Annotated in this window: 11 protein-coding genes; 3 read left to right on the top strand and 8 right to left on the bottom strand. The window is 55.6% G+C overall.

All coding sequences use genetic code 11. The features are described 5' to 3' along the window. Positions 1–6 precede the first annotated feature (6 nt). Positions 7–477, bottom strand: coding sequence for a tRNA (adenosine(37)-N6)-threonylcarbamoyltransferase complex ATPase subunit type 1 TsaE (gene tsaE / locus AB4N74_RS26645; RefSeq protein ID WP_093430177.1), 471 nt, complete (start codon positions 475–477; stop codon positions 7–9). Continuing rightward, a complete protein-coding gene (locus AB4N74_RS26640) occupies positions 465–1,964 on the bottom strand; it encodes an NAD(P)H-hydrate dehydratase (RefSeq protein ID WP_427120003.1) in 1,500 nt (499 codons plus the stop codon). Before AB4N74_RS26640 ends, tsaE begins: the two co-directional genes overlap by 13 nt. Before the next feature lie 63 nt (positions 1,965–2,027). Between AB4N74_RS26640 and queG the strand changes: the two genes are divergently transcribed. After that, entirely contained in the window at positions 2,028–3,113 is a 1,086-nt protein-coding gene (queG, locus tag AB4N74_RS26635) for a tRNA epoxyqueuosine(34) reductase QueG (RefSeq protein ID WP_460097729.1), read from the top strand. Positions 3,114–3,128: 15 nt separating this feature from the next. On the opposite strand, the gene AB4N74_RS26630 is transcribed toward queG, so the two are convergent. From AB4N74_RS26630 to orn, 6 genes are all read right to left on the bottom strand, one after another. Continuing rightward, a complete protein-coding gene (locus AB4N74_RS26630) occupies positions 3,129–7,901 on the bottom strand; it encodes an RHS repeat-associated core domain-containing protein (protein ID WP_320335916.1) in 4,773 nt (1,590 codons plus the stop codon). Positions 7,902–8,000: 99 nt separating this feature from the next. Beyond that, positions 8,001–8,942, bottom strand: coding sequence for a hypothetical protein (locus tag AB4N74_RS26625; protein WP_093430174.1), 942 nt, complete (start codon positions 8,940–8,942; stop codon positions 8,001–8,003). A gap of 331 nt (positions 8,943–9,273) precedes the next feature. After that, positions 9,274–11,700 carry a leucine-rich repeat domain-containing protein gene (locus AB4N74_RS26620; RefSeq protein WP_460097727.1) on the bottom strand — a complete coding sequence of 809 codons (2,427 nt, stop codon included), beginning with the start codon at positions 11,698–11,700 and terminating at the stop codon, positions 9,274–9,276. A 187-nt stretch (positions 11,701–11,887) separates the two neighbouring features. Continuing rightward, complete coding sequence (locus tag AB4N74_RS26615; protein ID WP_460097725.1) at positions 11,888–12,919, bottom strand: hypothetical protein; 1,032 nt, start codon at positions 12,917–12,919, stop codon at positions 11,888–11,890. Positions 12,920–13,093: 174 nt separating this feature from the next. After that, positions 13,094–13,705, bottom strand: a complete 612-nt coding sequence (locus tag AB4N74_RS26610; RefSeq protein WP_093430171.1) for a trimeric intracellular cation channel family protein — start codon at positions 13,703–13,705, stop codon at positions 13,094–13,096. A gap of 91 nt (positions 13,706–13,796) precedes the next feature. Further along, a complete protein-coding gene (gene orn / locus AB4N74_RS26605) occupies positions 13,797–14,339 on the bottom strand; it encodes an oligoribonuclease (RefSeq protein ID WP_003221098.1) in 543 nt (180 codons plus the stop codon). A 107-nt stretch (positions 14,340–14,446) separates the two neighbouring features. Here orn and rsgA point away from each other — a divergent pair, with 107 nt between their 5' ends. Together rsgA and AB4N74_RS26595 are read left to right on the top strand one after the other, a co-directional pair. Then, positions 14,447–15,478 (top strand): small ribosomal subunit biogenesis GTPase RsgA, encoded by a 1,032-nt coding sequence (gene rsgA / locus AB4N74_RS26600; protein ID WP_016985702.1) that lies wholly within the window; start codon positions 14,447–14,449, stop codon positions 15,476–15,478. Between the two features lie 212 nt (positions 15,479–15,690). Continuing rightward, entirely contained in the window at positions 15,691–16,098 is a 408-nt protein-coding gene (locus AB4N74_RS26595) for a TIR domain-containing protein (protein ID WP_460097724.1), read from the top strand. The last annotated feature ends 1 nt before the right edge of the window (position 16,099 follow it).

The raw sequence follows: 16,099 nt of genomic DNA, 5'->3' as shown, positions 1-16,099 counted from the left end.
CATCATTTAATTGGATTCCAACGCCAAAGCGGCACACCAGGCCTCGCCACGCGAGCCCTGGGATAAAATTTTCAGCGAACGCCCGCTGTCTTGCGGGCTAATGGTAATGGTCAGGTCAGGCTTTGGCAAAAAGCCTGCACCTTTATCGGGCCATTCGATCAGACACATCGCGTCGTCTTCGAAGTAGTCGCGGATGCCGAGAAACTCCAGTTCTTCCGGATCGACCAGACGATACAGATCGAAGTGGAAGGCGCGGATCTCACCGATTTCGTAGGGTTCAACCAAGGTGAAGGTCGGACTTTTTACCGCACCAACATGGCCCAAGCCGCGAATGATGCCCCGCGACAGGGTGGTTTTGCCCATGCCCAGGTTGCCTTCGAGAAAAATCAGGCCATGGCCCTGGGTCACGCGGGCGATCCGTGCGCCAAAGTCGCTCATGGCCTGTTCATCGGCCAGGTACAGGGTTACTTCAGACACGGTGCTTGCTCCTCCAACAACTGACGAATGGCTGGAATCAGATCACTGGCCGCCAGCCCACGGCCGAATTTTCCTTGTTGCTGACCGGCATTGGCGTGCAGCCAGACCGCCAGACACGCCGCATCAAAACCGGTCATGCCCTGCGCCAGCAGCGCACCGGTCAAACCGGCCAGTACGTCGCCGAGTCCTGCAGTGGCCATGGTCGGATGACCTTGGTGACAGAGCGCCAAACGGCCACCGGGATGCGCAATCAGGCTGCCTGCGCCTTTCAACACCACCACTGCTGTATATTTTTTGCTCAGCGCCAACGCTGCTGCCGGACGATCCGCCTGCACGTCGGCGGTGCTGATGCCCAGCAAGCGCGCCGCTTCGCCTGGATGCGGGGTGATCACGCAATCCTTGGGCAATTGAACGAAACCGCTGGCCAGCAGGTTCAGTGCGTCGGCATCCCACACTTGCGGCAATGCCGCGTTGGCCGCCGCCGACAGTAATGCGCGGCCCCAACTGGCCTGGCCGAGGCCAGGACCGACGACCAGCGTCGAGACTTTTTCCAGCAACCCCATCAACTGATTGGCCGATGAGGTGCCAAGAACCATAGCTTCCGGCACACGGGTCAGGGCTGCTGGCACATGCTCGGGACGGGTCGCCAGCGAAACCATGCCCGCGCCGCTGCGCAGAGCCGTTTCGGTGCTGAGCAGAATTGCCCCGCCAAATCCGTGATCGCCACCGATCAGCAGCACATGGCCAAAACGGCCCTTGTGCGACGCCGGCGCGCGCGGCGCCAATCGAGGAAGATTAGCGGCATTGAGTCGCTGGGCGCGGACAGGAATGTCACGGTAAGTTTCCGCTGGCGCCTGCAAATCGTTGAACAGCAGCGCGCCGACATGATCCGCCGCGTCACCGGTGAAAAGCCCAAGCTTCAGACCAATAAAGGTCACCGTGAGATCGGCACAGACCGCGACACCCAGCGCTCGCCCAGTGTCGGCACACAATCCGGAAGGGATATCGACCGCAGCAACCGGCAAACCACTGACGTTGATCGCATTGATCGCGGCGGCATACGGCTCACGCACGTCGCCGCTCAGGCCGGTGCCGAGCAGGGCATCGAGGATGACCCCGCGCAACTCACTGTCAGCGCTCCAGCCCTGAATCGCCACACCGTGCGTCGAGGCCTCGGCATGGGCTGACGCCGCGTCGCCCTGCAATTGCCGGGGATCACCGACCGCCAACACCCGTACGAGCAACCCGGCTCGCTGGGCCATGGCCGCAACCAGATAACCGTCTCCCGCATTGTTGCCATGCCCGGCCAGCACCGTCAGTTCAGTCGCCGAAGGCCACTGCCGCACCAATGCGCGCCACGTCGCATGGGCCGCGCGCTGCATCAATTCGAAGCCCGGCGTACCGGCGGCAATCAGCCGTGCATCGAGTTCGCGCACCTGTGCGGCGCCATACAGCGCGTCGGGTAATTCATCTTTCGTGTGCGGCATGCGTCTTCGGGCTCCGATGTCTGGCAGAATTATACGCACCTCAGCTCCGGTTTCTCTCGCCTCATGTCCGCCATCACCACAGACCTGCCCGGCCTCGCCCAATCGATCAAGGATTGGGGTCGCGAGCTGGGCTTCCAGCAAGTCGGCATCAGCGGCCTGGATCTGGCCGAGCATGAGCAGCACCTCGCGCGCTGGCTCGAGGCCGGCTACCACGGCGAAATGGACTACATGGGCGCCCATGGCAGCAAACGCTCGCACCCCGAAGAACTGGTGCCGGGCACGTTGCGCGTGGTCTCGCTGCGCATGGACTACCTGCCCGGCGACACGCAAATGGCGCAAATGCTCGCGCAACCGGAAAAAGCCTACGTGTCGCGTTATGCCTTGGGCCGCGATTACCACAAATTGATCCGTAAACGTGTGCAGCAATTGGCCGACAAGATTCAGGCGCAGATCGGCCCGTTCGGTTTCCGCGCGTTTGTCGACAGCGCCCCGGTGCTGGAAAAAGCCATCGCCGAACAGGCCGGGCTGGGCTGGATCGGCAAAAACACTCTGGTGCTGAATCGCAAGGCCGGCAGTTATTTCTTCCTGAGCGAACTGTTCGTCGATCTGCCGTTGCCGGTGGACGAACCGCACAGCAGCGAACACTGCGGCCGCTGCACTGCGTGCCTCGACATTTGCCCGACCAATGCTTTCGTCGGTCCCTACGTGCTGGACGCGCGGCGCTGCATTTCCTATCTGACCATCGAGCTGAAAACCGCAATCCCCGAGGATCTGCGGCCGCTGATCGGCAATCGCGTGTTCGGCTGTGATGACTGTCAGATTTGCTGCCCGTGGAACCGTTTCGCCAAGCCTTCCGGGGAAAGCGATTTCAAACCACGGCACAACCTCGACAACGCCGAGTTGGCCGAGTTGTTTTTGTGGGATGAGGAGAAGTTCTTGAGCAGCACTGAAGGTTCGCCGTTGCGGCGTGCCGGGTATGAGCGCTGGTTGCGGAATCTGGCGGTCGGTCTGGGCAATGCGCCTTCAACGATTCCGGTGCTGGAAGCGTTGAAGGCGCGACGGGATTATCCGTCAGAGTTGGTCAGGGAGCATGTGGAGTGGGCGTTACGTCAGCATTTGGCTCACACTGATCCATATCCAGGCCAATGATACTCATCCTGCAAATCACCACTGTGGATCGTGAGTGCCGATTTGCTTGATGATGATTTGCTTGGTGTTGTCATTCACCAGGAAAAAAGTACGGTGCTCATGCGTCACACGCATGTGTGCATGCATGAAGTCCTTGTGCTCACCAGTAGGCTTGAAGCTTTTGTAGTTGGGATAGTTCTCGTACAGGCCCGTGGGGAAAACCTTTGCTGCCTCTCGGGGATGAGTATTGTGGTTAACAATCTCTGCCTTGTACTCAAGGTACTTCTTAAACTGCGTTTCGCCCCGCTTACCCTGATCAAGGTAATTGTGTTCGGCGAAATCCTCAATAACTGTCCAGTTTGCTGGCGACTCCGCCTGAGGGGCAGCACCTCTCGTCTTGCCTGACTTGGCATATTCCTTTTTGAACGGCATGCCGAACGTCGCGTATTCCTTTTCCACGATCCTGCCCGGCGGCTCGTCAGCCAGTTTCACAAGATACGAGCGCGGCTTCAGTGTTTGCGCAACTGCGTGTCGAACCGCCAGTGCACCCGCAGCAGCCGACGCAATACCTAACCCCATACTTACCCAGCCGAGTATTTCGCCGACCTGGGATTGCGGGTCATACGCATAGGCAATCTCACTGCCAATGGCAGTCACCCCTGAAGCGACGCCCAACCCCATTGCCAACAGGGCTAATGGCGTAGCAGCACCCAGGGTCACAATACTGGCGACAATCCCGATAATCCCCAGTGCAATCCCCGCAATCGACTGCCAGGAAATATGTCCCGTAGGGTCAATGCGATTGACTGGATCACCCAGGCAGTATGCATAGGCATTCAAACCGCCCGCACCAAACGGACTCATGCTGTCGGGACTGGTGAACCGCATCAGGGTCGGACTGTAGGCCCGGTAACCGTTGCCGAGCAGGTACAGACCTGTGACTGCATCCAGTTGCTCGCCGTTGAAACCCGCCAGACTGAACAACCCGCCTTCGGCAGGACGATGTCCATAAGGGCTGTAGGCATTGTCTTCCCATTGCTCCTTGTGCAACTCGGTCAGCACGGTTTGCTGTTGATCCGTCCCGAAGATCTGGCTGCCAGCGTTAGCCCCGAATTGTTGTTGCCCCAGTATCGATCCGCCATTGCGCATGACACTGCGCGAATCGTCGCCACGAATTTCGCTAATGACTTCCGAGTGGTGGTAGTAGCGCTGCACATCAGGCATGCGCGGTTGCGACAGTTCGACAATTCGGTCAAAGCCGTCAAAGTGAAAACCACGTAACACATCCCCTCGCGCGTTGCTCACCTTGGTCAGCCGACCGAAGGCGTCATAAGCCAAGGTACGTGCCTGATCGTCCTTGATCATTCGACCGTTGGCGTCGTATTCCAGAGTGACTGGCGCGGGATAATCAGCGTGGGAGTGCATAACGCCAATAAGTTGTGCCGGATCTATTTCGCTGAAACTGAAGGTCGTTACGTTGACGCCTTGGGGAAAGGTGGTTTGCAGCGTCTGGATGTTGTCCAGCGCGTCAAATGTAAATATTTGCTGGGCGATTTCCTTGCCGTATGGATCGCGTGGCCGCTGGCTGCCACTGCAGTCGTACTGCGCGAGGCGCCCGCGCACGTCGTAAGTGAAGCTCTCATCACGCAGCACGAAAGCACCGCGCTTCAAAACCTTCCGCGCCAGTTTGCCGGCCACGGTGTAGCTGGAGTTCAACGTCTGGGTGGGCAAACCGTTGACTTCAAAACTTCGAGTTGTTTCACGCCCTATATCGTCGTAGGTCAGGCGCGTAGTCAACAGACGTTTGGTCGAAGTGTCGCGCGTTTCGATCTTCTCCAGCAGGCCGCGCTTGTCATAGAAAAAATCAGCCTGCAGCGCGCCTTGCTTGAATGAGGTTCTACGTCCCCAGTTGTCGTACTCGGTCTGATGCTTTGTACCCAGTACATCCATGTATGTCAGGGGCAGGCCGGCGAAAGAATAGGTATGGGAAACTGTCTTGCGTTGTTCGCCGTAACGGGTGGTTTCCGACTTCAGGCGACCGGAGGGAAAATACTCGAAATGACGCTCACGACCTTGTTCGACGCAGCTCTTGGTTTTTCCGTTCAGGACATCGTAGGTGAATCGAGTGGTCAACCCGTCACCTTCCCTCTCGGTCACGGCTTTGCGCTCAGTCAACAATCCGCCCAGCTCTGTTGAATGGACAAACTCGATCTTCTGACCCGAGGCATCTGTGGAGGACTTGGGCAGGCTGCAACCAGCCTCATAACTGGCGACCGACTTACGCCGCCCCACCGAAATCTCGGTCACGCGGTTCAAACCATCGAACCTCTGTTGCCCCAATGGCAAACCCGCCACTTTAATTTCCACAGGCAGCTCATCAGTGCTATGGGCCGCAAACATGGTTTCCACAGCATTGCCGTCCGGCAGAACACTGCGAACCATCCGGTCGAACACATCATATTCGTAACGGGTCGTGTTACCGGCCGGATCGGTCTGACTGAGGGTACGGCCCAAACCGTCATATCCATAAACGGTTTTGCCCAGGCTTTGATCCTTGAGATCGAACACCTCGACACTGTCCGGCTTACCGAAAGCGTTGACGGCGGTGACCGTCTTGCCCATACCCATCTGCCAGTTTTGCTGCTGGCGGCTGATCGGGTCGAACACGCTATGCTCGATTCGTCCGTCGCCGTGGCGTGTCTCGGCGACCTGCCCCCAATTGTCGTAAGAAAACTCCGTCCTGAACTCTCGCAGAAGACCTTCCCACCAGTCGCTATGAATGATCTGCGCTGGTCGTCCTGACTGGTCATGAAAGGTGCTGTATACCGTGCGCATTGGGCAGTTGCCCTGCGGGTCCGGGTTATCGCAATCCTTTTCCTGAATCGCCATGATGCGGCCCAGCCCATCGTATTTGGCTATTTGCATACCACCTGACGAGTCTGTCGTGATCATCATCGCAGGCTTGTTATCTTTGGCAGCCTCATAGCTCCAATGAGTAGAGGAGGAGTACGCCGTACCGGGTGCAAGTGTCTTGCGTAGACGGCGGCCAAGCTTGTCGTACTCGTACTCGATAACGCGGCCATCAGCATCTCGCTCGGACACTACCAGTCCGTTCAGGGTCGAGAGTATTTGCTTGCTTGAACTGGTGGTGCCGTCAAAACCGTGCACGGTCTTCTTCACCTCCAGTTTGGTAACGTCGAGCACATACGAGTAATCGATACGAGTCTTCTTGGCATTGCGGGTCACGCACTGCTGTAGCAGCAAGCCGTGCCTGGCAGGGTCCTTGGGCGTATTGAGATAAGTCAGGTCAACTTGGGAACGAAGGGTCTCACTTGCATCGGCCAGTTCGCAAAAGCTCTCCTGGATGGGCACGACATTGGCGTGCGTCGCGCCTTCGAGAGCGGGATGCAAAGCATATCGATAGCGAGTAACGGTAGATGCTCCGCCCCCAACCGCTGGTAACACGGTCTTCTGTCTCAGAAAGCGGACAAAACCCAAAGGATCTTTCGGGCAGTCATCTGATTCGGTGTCTGGGTAATATTCAAACTGCGTGGTCACCCCATTGGCACCCACTTGTCTGACAAGGTTGCCGGCAGAGTCGAACTCAGTGGTTGATATCTCGGTGCGCTTCTTCCCGGTCGTGCTGTTTTCATATCTGAGGGTATGGGACTTGGGCATCCTGAATTGCGCGCCCTGCTCAGTAAATGGCTTGGCGACGTCACAGTGATATTCGGTAGAAGCCGAAGTTACCGCATCACCGCACTGCGTCACTTCAGAGACCAATAGATGAAATTTGTTGTAGGTGCGTTCGGTCCGAGTATGGAGCTTCTCCCCCACAATTAACTGTTCGGTGGAGCTGTACTGATATTTCCTCTGCGCACGGTAGACCAAGTCAATGTCATCCTTGCTGTCCGTCTCCACACCATGGCCTAGGTAGTTCCGGTCCGAATAGGTGTAAGTCTTGACTATCTTTTGCTGTCCTTGCTTGGCGAAAATATCGTGAGCTATCACGTACGGCAGGCTTTGTTCTCCCCCAGGAAGCAAGTGACCTGCGCGTTTATAGCGAATGATTTCGACTGTCCCAAGTGGCGATTCCACACGTTTCACATAGCTGATGCCGTCAATGATTTCGTACTGCAGACCCCAACCAGCACCTAGCGGCAAGGCGATTCCGCTGACACGATCGTTATCGAACTTCATCGAAAACTCTGTGCTGTCCAGCGTTTCAGGATTCTGGGTCAATGTAAGCTTGCCAGCCGTACGGCCGACATTGAGCAAAACTCTTTTTGCATCCCTTATTTCCACGAGTCTGGGTTGTTCATTGAACAAGGCATACTTTAAAGCGATGCTTGCACCGTTCGCAGCAATGATTCTCGCGGGTACGGCGATCTGAGTGGTGCCAAACACCTCAAGTTCTTCTCGCCGGCCATCTTTGTAGTGAACAACATAATGCCCGGCACCTGTTTTCAGAACCTTGGTGCTCTCCAGCTTCATTTCCTTGAAGAATAGAGCCTTGGGTGTTTCAGAGGCTTTATACGTCTCACCGCTGGCCAGCGTCATGACCTTACTGCGCAAGTCATAACGACTGATCGCCAGCGACCACCCTGTGCCATAGCCGGCATTACGCGTATTAAGAGGGTTAAAGCCCAGAGCAAGATTGAATGACGGACCGTTTAGATCGCTAGAGCGAATGGAGCCGAGAGTCAAAGCCAAGGTATATATACCTGTGCGGGGATCAACGCCACCAGCCACAAAACCGCCGAAATTGAATGCATTAGACCGCACAGACCCAATAGATTGACTATCCATGGATAACTTCCTGTCATTTTCAGAAAAAAGAACAAAAGCAAGCGTCCCGCTTACTTCCAAGAGCAATAACCAAGCCAGAGCTAATACGGAAAATATCTGTCAACTTAATAGGTAGGATCGATTAGCGACATCGGGATTGATACGAATTCCGTGCTCGGTGCCGTATTCATCAAAAACCTGCAAATCCAGTTGTGCTGTGTGCTCAGGCTTGTTCGGATACTCTTGCGTCAAATGACTTAGTATTGAAATCGTGCCCGGATCCTGAGTCACGGAGCGGAATCCCTGCGAAGTACGCGCGGTGACTTGTGCACCATAAATCGGTCCAATAAAGGCAACATAACTTCTCAGTCCTGGCGATACATCGAGGGCATTACCCGATGAGAAAAACTCGGTTGCAAACTCGTCGTCATATTTGGTGTCGAAACTCGTCCAATCAAGCAGATTGATCCGCCGACCTTCCGCATGCAAAGCGATACTGTGTAATTCGGTCTGCTCAAAAAGACTGGGCAATTCTAGAACCCGAGTCTTTTTCACGACAAAATTAGCGATTGGATAATGCTTGGGAGCGATTGCTTCCAGCGTGATACTGCTGTCATAGCCATTGCGACCATTGCTTCGATACCTCACGCCTTGCAGCGTAATTTCAGCGGCAACTTGAATTGAGCCTGGACGACTGCTGGTAACCCAAAACTCGAAAATCTGCACACTTTCCGAAGGATCGGATATCCGGTTATCCGGCGCTGGCACCAACGGCACAACGCGGGCCGCACCACCTGACATATCGTGGGCGTAGCGGTTCTCCTGGGTTCCGACGCTCCAATTCCCACTCAACGGTGCAGAGGTGTCATAGCTGATCAACTTCAATGTCTGAAGGGCGGGATGCCCATAGAGCGATACTTCCTCAGCCTGCGAATTTTCTCCCGAAACCAGCACCAAAACCCTGACTTGCATACGGCCGTTGGCATAAAGAGCCTTATGACGAATCGTAGAAGCATCAAACTTCACTTCAAGTCGCTGAATACTCAAGTTCTGCTCAGACATATAAAAACCCCATTAACCATCTTATTTAGGAGGCGTTACAACGCACTCGACCCGGCATATTGATACACGCAACAAGGACAAATAACAGAAGCGCTTTATTTCCATATGTTAGGTTTTAAACAGACAATTAAAACAACACAACAATCGAAACAACTCACCCGCCAGAAAAATAATCACACCGCCCATACCAATCAAACATCCTGCGTAACGCTCCAACTATAAAGTCTTCGCGCACAAAAAAGCCCACTATCAAGAAATCGTTTGAAAACGAAACTTTAAGTGGACCCTATCAACACTGTTACCAAGCGATAATTTTCACATGAAAAAAAGCTCAACCTCCATCGCTATCAGATCCCACACCACTATCAGAAAATTCGGAAAGTTCGTAAACCTCATCAAACACCTGCTCCTGAACTCTGATAACGATTTTGCTATCCATGCTGGCGTTTTGCAGATATTCACTGATACGTAATATTGCCGCATGGCTTAGCGGATTACCCTTCAGATCGACATATATGTCTTGCGCATCGGGCACTTCAAAAAAATCATCACCGACATCAACAATATTGTTATCGCATAAATCAAGGATTTTCAGCCTACTCAGTCGCTCTACACCGGAGGGAATACTGGTCAGCCCCACGTTACCCAGATACAACTCTTTCAGATGACGCATGAACCCCACATGAGGAACGACACCCAACGGATTTCCGTCAAGCCTCAACAGGGTCAGCGTTTCGATTCTCGAAAGCCCCTCCGCTTCGGTTTCAGACAGTTGAAGTGAACAGTCTTTCAAGATCAGGTGTCGCAAGTCACGCATTTGGAAAATGCCCGAAGCGAATCCATCCATGCGCACCTTTTCAAGAACCAAATAACTGAGGTTGGGGAAACTGTCGAGAAATCTGCCCAATTTCACGCCTGGATTCCGCGCCTCCAACACCAACTCCGTCACGTGCTCGAATCTGGCGCTCATTTGCGGCAACTCGGCGTTGAAATCGATGAACGAACTGAAACTTTCATTTGCTGCGTCTTCCTCTGAAAGCATCTTTTGCTGCCACGCCAATTGCAGTTTTTCGCTGAACCCCTGACGCAACTGTAATTGCTCGACAGACGCCTCGACGCTCCATTCCACACCCTCTGTTGGATGTGGAGGCGCTTCAACGCGCCAAACTTCCAATTCGTGACGCAGCGTGGAGAATTCATTTTCCAGCCGCCTCAGAACTCCAGAGGGATCGTGCTGTAAGCGCTTGTCAATGAACGCAGCCACGTCTTCGTCCGAAATCCCGGGGTAAAGATCACGTACGCGACTTTCAAAAGACTTTGTCGATTCAGGGCTGACGTCGGCTCCGCCGCGCAAAAGTCCCGCTTGCCGGTCTTGCGTTTTAGTAGCCTTGACTGTGAGTGCCAGTGGTGCTAAGTGCAGCACTTCGTTCACCACTTGGCGCGATGGTGAAGGCTGAGTACGGATTACTTTTTGCAGCGCTCGGCCGCCATTGCCAGAAATACCGAGCGCCTGACGCTGCTCTGGCGACAACAGAGACCAGACTGTCGAATACAGATTGTGCGCCCCTGGTAGTGGCGGCGGGCTGCTTGCAACGGTATAGCCATCATCCTGACGGATCAGTATGTGACGAAACGGTGATCGGGCGTCGCCGATAGCGCTCAGGACATGTCCGTCCATCGTCCTTTGGCGAATCTCGACACGCGTCTGCCGCGGCCAATTCGCCAGATTTCCGAGCATATGCAGCACTAACCGATCACTGTCCGGGTTGGCTACGGCCTCTAAGTGAATGCCTTCCACGGCCCTTGCCAGGCGAATCTCTCGCAGCGCCACCAGTGCCTCTTTCGCCACTCGCTGAGGCATGCCTGGCAGGTTGTGCATATGTAAACGTTCGGCAGCGCTCATATTGCGCCATATCGCCTGCGCAGCGGTTTTCGGTAGATGTGGAAACACCCGGCGCATCCGTAAAGTGTTTTCATCGCAATCGGATTCGAAGGCATCTTCCAGATTCTTGAACCGCCTAAATCGCTCAGGGGCGGCCCCGCGTCCCTGCGCCTGAATCGTCTGATCAAGTTCGAATCGCCTGATGGTGTCCTCCAGTAAAAAAGGCGCAGGGCGATCATTCATGAGCACATCGCGCAGCACTGGTTCATTGACCCCGCTCACTGCCAGCACACGTGCAACCATGGCGGCGGAAAATTGCGCCACGGAACGGCCCATCCGCCGAAAAAGTTCTGCGGTTTGTACTGAGATTGAGTCAGTGAAGGGGGTGACATCGCTGTCCAGCGGCCCCCAGAACCGGCCTTCGCTGTCCGGCTTCAATAGCGGGCCGGAGGGGTCGAGTTCACTGGCCAGAGTGGCGCGAAACAGCCCGCTCTCAGCGTCCAGCACCACTTGCACGACATGGTCATCGGCCACGGCCACGTACTGGCGCTGCTTCACAATCCTGATGCCTTGCGCATCGGCTTCACCGAAGATTTTGGGTGCGGGTATCCAGTAATCTGCCAGTGAGTACTCCGCGACACGCATCGCGAACTCATCGATCGCAGATGACCTCGGGTTCACGCTCACTCTGATCGCTGGCGTCACTGCGATCGAGTCAGGCCCGAAGGAAACGGCCAGCGTTTCGAGGTGATGGGGTATAGACAGGTGCGGCATTGCTGAAGAGCCGGGCGGTGGCCGATGAGTACCGTCTACGCTGAATTCGGGGATTTTGATTGGGGCAGGTACAGGTTTGACCTTTGGCGGTTTGCCAGTCATGGCTGCTCATCCTTGAGATATGGCTGCGTTGGCCCCGCATTACAGAAGGGGCCAACACTCGATATAAGCAAAAGCACTTTGAATGCAATTACCTGATAATTGAACACCACAGCTTATCGGTAGTTACCATGCCAAAAAGCATATATATCTACTACATCCACTGGCATTGCATCAGCGAAGGTGAGTCTTAGCCTCGTTCCAGATATAAATTTCGCTCGTAAAAGTTTACGCGAATCGCCAGCCTATGCTCCGTACCGTGTTCATCAATGGCAAGAAAGTGAAGCTTGTTTCCGTACTTGGAACCTTTACCGGCTTCCGAGTATTCGGACAGGGCTTGCACGACGGTTAGCTCTCCATCGCTCTGAATCTTCACATCATAATGCTCTCGACCCCATGTATGGGCGTCAGGAAAAAAGGTGTATACAAAAGGATCTCCGTTAGCCGGCAAGATCACAGTCACACTTTGTTTTTCAGGGCGAACAAGAATGACCTCCATATAATTGGTTTTTATTTCATTAAGTCTGTTACCCCCCGCAAACTTATGGTCAACGCCTTCTCCTACTCCGTCTACAACCCAATCGACCAGCTTGATCTGCTGCCCTCGCGGATAGAGCCCAAGACGATGGCTCCAGATTCGATTGCCGGGCAATTCATCGCCGCGCCGGGTTTGATACCAGCGAAATTCTTCGATGGAGTACGCCGATGGAGGTTGTGCTTCGATGGTTACACTACTGTCATGAACACTGGAGAGTGTCGTTCCATTACTGAGAATCCTCTCACCGTTCAGCGACAGGCGCGCACCAATCTGGGTCGTCCCGGCGCTCGATGAGGATACCCAAAACGTGCGGACCTGAGGATGGACGCTGTCATTTTCCGGATCGTTGTCGGGAGCGTCTCCGGCGGAGGTTGAAGGTCGCGCCTCAATCGTAAACCGCCCTTGATCGGTGCTTGCGGCCCAGCCGTCGCGCAACGTTTTGCCAGTGCTGTAATGAATCAGTTCGATGCTTTCCATTACATCTGCAGGCACGTGCATGGCATTGCCGTTGGCGTCTATCCCGGAAACCAGAACTTGTACTTTCACCTGCATCCGGCCATTACCAAACAGCGACTTGGTGCGAGTATTGTCGCTCGCATCAAACTTGATCTTCATAATGGCAAGGCCTGCGAGTATGGGCGCAGTGGTTTGCTGATCGTGTGTAGCATCCATGCTTTCACTCATGATGTGTTCCTTCGAAGAGTAATATTTAAATGTCGACATCGAAAATATGCCAACAAAAAAATTACAGACCTTTCAAATAAACAGCAAAGCGAAAATGTAAGAAACATACGCTTGCAAACCTCTAGTGGCTTACAGACTTTTATCTGGCAAACAACTATTTTCCGGCGACAACCATCAAGGCTCGTCGTTATAAACAAACTTGGGCATTTCCCAATGAAAACGGATGGCCAGCAGACGTAACAAGAACCCGCCGAACAGCGTAATCAGAATGGCTTGTTCACCGGGCACATTCAGATAAAGACACAACATGTAGCACCACGCTGCAGCGAAGGAGACGCTCGCATACAGTTCGCGGCGAAAGATCAGCGGAATGTCGTTGCAGAAAATATCGCGCAAGATGCCACCGAACACCCCCGTGATCACGCCGCTGACCGACGCCACCAGCATGCCGTGGCCCATTTCCAGCGCGGTCATGCAGCCAATCAGGGTGAACGCCACCAGACCGACGGCGTCGAGCACCAGGAACAGCGAACGCAAGTGGCGCATCCAGCGCGCGGTGAACACGGTGAACATTGCCGCGACCGAAGTCAGCACCAGGTATTCCGGGTGTTTTACCCAGGTCAGCGGATAATGCCCGAGCAGCACATCGCGCACCGAGCCACCGCCCAAGGCTGTTACGCAGGCGATCAGTACCACGCCAAACCAGTCCATGCCGCGCCGCCCGGCAGACAGGGCGCCAGTCATGGCTTCAGCGGTGATGGCGATCAGATAGAGCATCAGCAACATGGTGGCGATCCAGGCAGGAAGGCGCGCAGTCTAGCCATTTCAGTGCGGCACCAAAAGGGGGCAATCGCAATGCCGCCCCCATCGCCAGGCATCAGAACTTGATGAAATGCTTGCGGTAGTGCTGCAGCTCGGCGATCGATTCGCGGATGTCGTCCAGCGCCAGGTGGGTGCTGCCCTTCTTGAAGCTGTCGCGCACGTCCGGTGCCCAGCGCGCGGCCAGTTCCTTGAGCGTGGAGACGTCGAGGTTGCGATAGTGGAAATAGCTTTCCAGCGCTTTCATGTGGGTATAAAGGAAGCGGCGATCCTGACAGATGCTGTTGCCACAGATCGGCGACTTGCCCTTCGGTACCCATTTTTCCAGGAAGGCGATGGTTTCAGCTTCGGCTTCGGCCATGCTGATTCGGCTGTCACGCACGCGCTGGGTCAGGCCGGAGTTGCCGTGGGTGCGGGTGTTCCACTCGTCCATACGCGCGAGCACTTCGTCACTGTGGTGGATAGCGATCACCGGGCCTTCGGCCAAGGTGTTCAGATCACTGTCGGTGACGATGGTGGCCATCTCGATGATGACGTCGTTTTCCGGATCCAGACCGGTCATTTCCAGGTCGATCCAGATCAGGTTCTGCGGGTTTTGCATATGTCGGCTCCTAGGCAATGCTGCGCAGTTTAGCCTAGGCCGGTGGCCGGGCGTGCTAAACTCGCGGCCGTTTTACCTAATCGCTGCATTCTTCAGACGGAACACCCATGGCCAAACGCCAACTCAATCGTCGTCAAAACTGGCGCATCGAAAAGATTCAGGGCGAGCGCGCTGCACGCGCCGCCAAACGCGAGTCCTCGGCTGTCGAAGCCCTTGAGGGCGGCGACCTGGGCCCGGAACAGACCGGCCTGGTGATTGCCCACTTCGGTGTACAGGTCGAGGTCGAGGCCGTTGACGGTGATCAGGCCGGCCAAGTGTTCCGCTGCCACTTGCGCGCCAACCTGCCTGCGCTGGTAACCGGCGACACAGTCGTCTGGCGTGCCGGCAATCAGGGCATCGGGGTGATCGTCGCGCAACTGCCGCGCACCACCGAACTGTGCCGCCCGGACAGCCGTGGCCAGCTCAAACCGGTAGCCGCCAACGTCGACATGATCGTCATCGTCTTCGCGCCGCTGCCCGAGCCGCATGCCAACCTGATCGACCGCTATCTGGTTGCCGCCGAACACGCTGGCATCCGGCCGCTGCTGCTGTTGAACAAATTCGACTTGATCGACGAGCAGAACGCCCCAGCACTGAATGCGCTGCTGGCGGTGTACCGCACACTCGGTTATCCGGTGCTTGAAGTCTCGGCACACCACGGCAACGGCATGGAACAACTGCAACAGCAACTCGACGGGCGCATCAGCGTGTTCGTCGGCCAGTCCGGTGTCGGCAAGTCATCGCTGGTCAACAGCTTGCTGCCTGAAGTGGAAACCCGTGTCGGGCCGTTGTCCGAGTTGTCCGGTCAGGGTACGCACACGACGACCACTGCGCGCCTGTTCCACTTCCCTGGCGGCGGTGAGTTGATCGACTCCCCGGGTATCCGCGAATTCGGCTTGGGGCACGTCAGCCGCGCCGATGTTGAAGCCGGTTTCATCGAGTTCAATGACCTGCTCGGCACCTGCCGCTTCCGCGACTGCAAGCACGACCGTGAACCGGGTTGTGCACTGCTCAAGGCGCTGGAAGATGGCCGCGTGCAGCAGCAGCGGATGAACAGCTACCGCTCGATCATCGCCAGCCTGCCGGAAAACGGCTACTAAACATCTGCACCGGCAGTACCTCGCCCGAGGGCTGCCGGATGTCGGACTGCGCCTGACAAACCCCCGATTCCGTTAAACGCCAGACTTTTCTTACAGTCCCGCACACGCCTGCTTGCAGGACATTTCTCTTTCACCGCCCAACCCTTGTAGGCAAGCTCCAGATGCCTAGATTGGGGTCCTCCTTCGCACCTTCGCGACCTTCGAGGAACCCCATGCAGACCTATCACCTGTTCATCAGCCATTCGTGGAACTACGCCCACGCTCACGACAATCTGGTACGCCTGCTCGGCGCCAAGCCGGATTTCAGTTTCAAGAATTTTTCCGTGCCGCCACATAACCCGATCCTGGGCGCGCAGACCGACAAACAGCTCGAAGAAGCCATCGAAAACAAGATTCGCCCCTGCTCGGCGGTACTAATCATGGCCGGGATGTATTCGACCTACAGCAAGTGGATCAACAAGGAAATCGAGATCGCCAAACGCATGGGCAAGGTGATCATCGCGATCAAGCCATTCGGCGCCGAGCGCATTTCCGCCGTGGTACGTGACGCGGCACACGCCGAATGCGCGTGGAACACCAATAGCATCGTCAGCGCGATTCGCCTGCATACGGCGGTGTGAT

It is taken from the genome of Pseudomonas sp. H3_C08 (genome assembly GCF_054669455.1).
Note: the sequence above shows the minus strand (reverse complement) of the source record. Positions and strands in the feature narration are given on the sequence as shown.

What these genes read in the sequence shown, in the direction of transcription:
- AB4N74_RS26640 (WP_427120003.1), bottom strand. Translation starts at nt 1,964, where the DNA reads ATGCCGCACACGAAAGATGAATTACCCGACGCGCTGTATGGCGCCGCA.
- queG (WP_460097729.1), top strand. Translation starts at nt 2,028, where the DNA reads ATGTCCGCCATCACCACAGACCTGCCCGGCCTCGCCCAATCGATCAAG.
- AB4N74_RS26630 (WP_320335916.1), bottom strand. Translation starts at nt 7,901, where the DNA reads ATGGATAGTCAATCTATTGGGTCTGTGCGGTCTAATGCATTCAATTTC.
- AB4N74_RS26625 (WP_093430174.1), bottom strand. Translation starts at nt 8,942, where the DNA reads ATGTCTGAGCAGAACTTGAGTATTCAGCGACTTGAAGTGAAGTTTGAT.
- AB4N74_RS26620 (WP_460097727.1), bottom strand. Translation starts at nt 11,700, where the DNA reads ATGACTGGCAAACCGCCAAAGGTCAAACCTGTACCTGCCCCAATCAAA.
- AB4N74_RS26615 (WP_460097725.1), bottom strand. Translation starts at nt 12,919, where the DNA reads ATGAGTGAAAGCATGGATGCTACACACGATCAGCAAACCACTGCGCCC.
- AB4N74_RS26610 (WP_093430171.1), bottom strand. Translation starts at nt 13,705, where the DNA reads ATGTTGCTGATGCTCTATCTGATCGCCATCACCGCTGAAGCCATGACT.
- orn (WP_003221098.1), bottom strand. Translation starts at nt 14,339, where the DNA reads ATGCAAAACCCGCAGAACCTGATCTGGATCGACCTGGAAATGACCGGT.
- rsgA (WP_016985702.1), top strand. Translation starts at nt 14,447, where the DNA reads ATGGCCAAACGCCAACTCAATCGTCGTCAAAACTGGCGCATCGAAAAG.
- AB4N74_RS26595 (WP_460097724.1), top strand. Translation starts at nt 15,691, where the DNA reads ATGCAGACCTATCACCTGTTCATCAGCCATTCGTGGAACTACGCCCAC.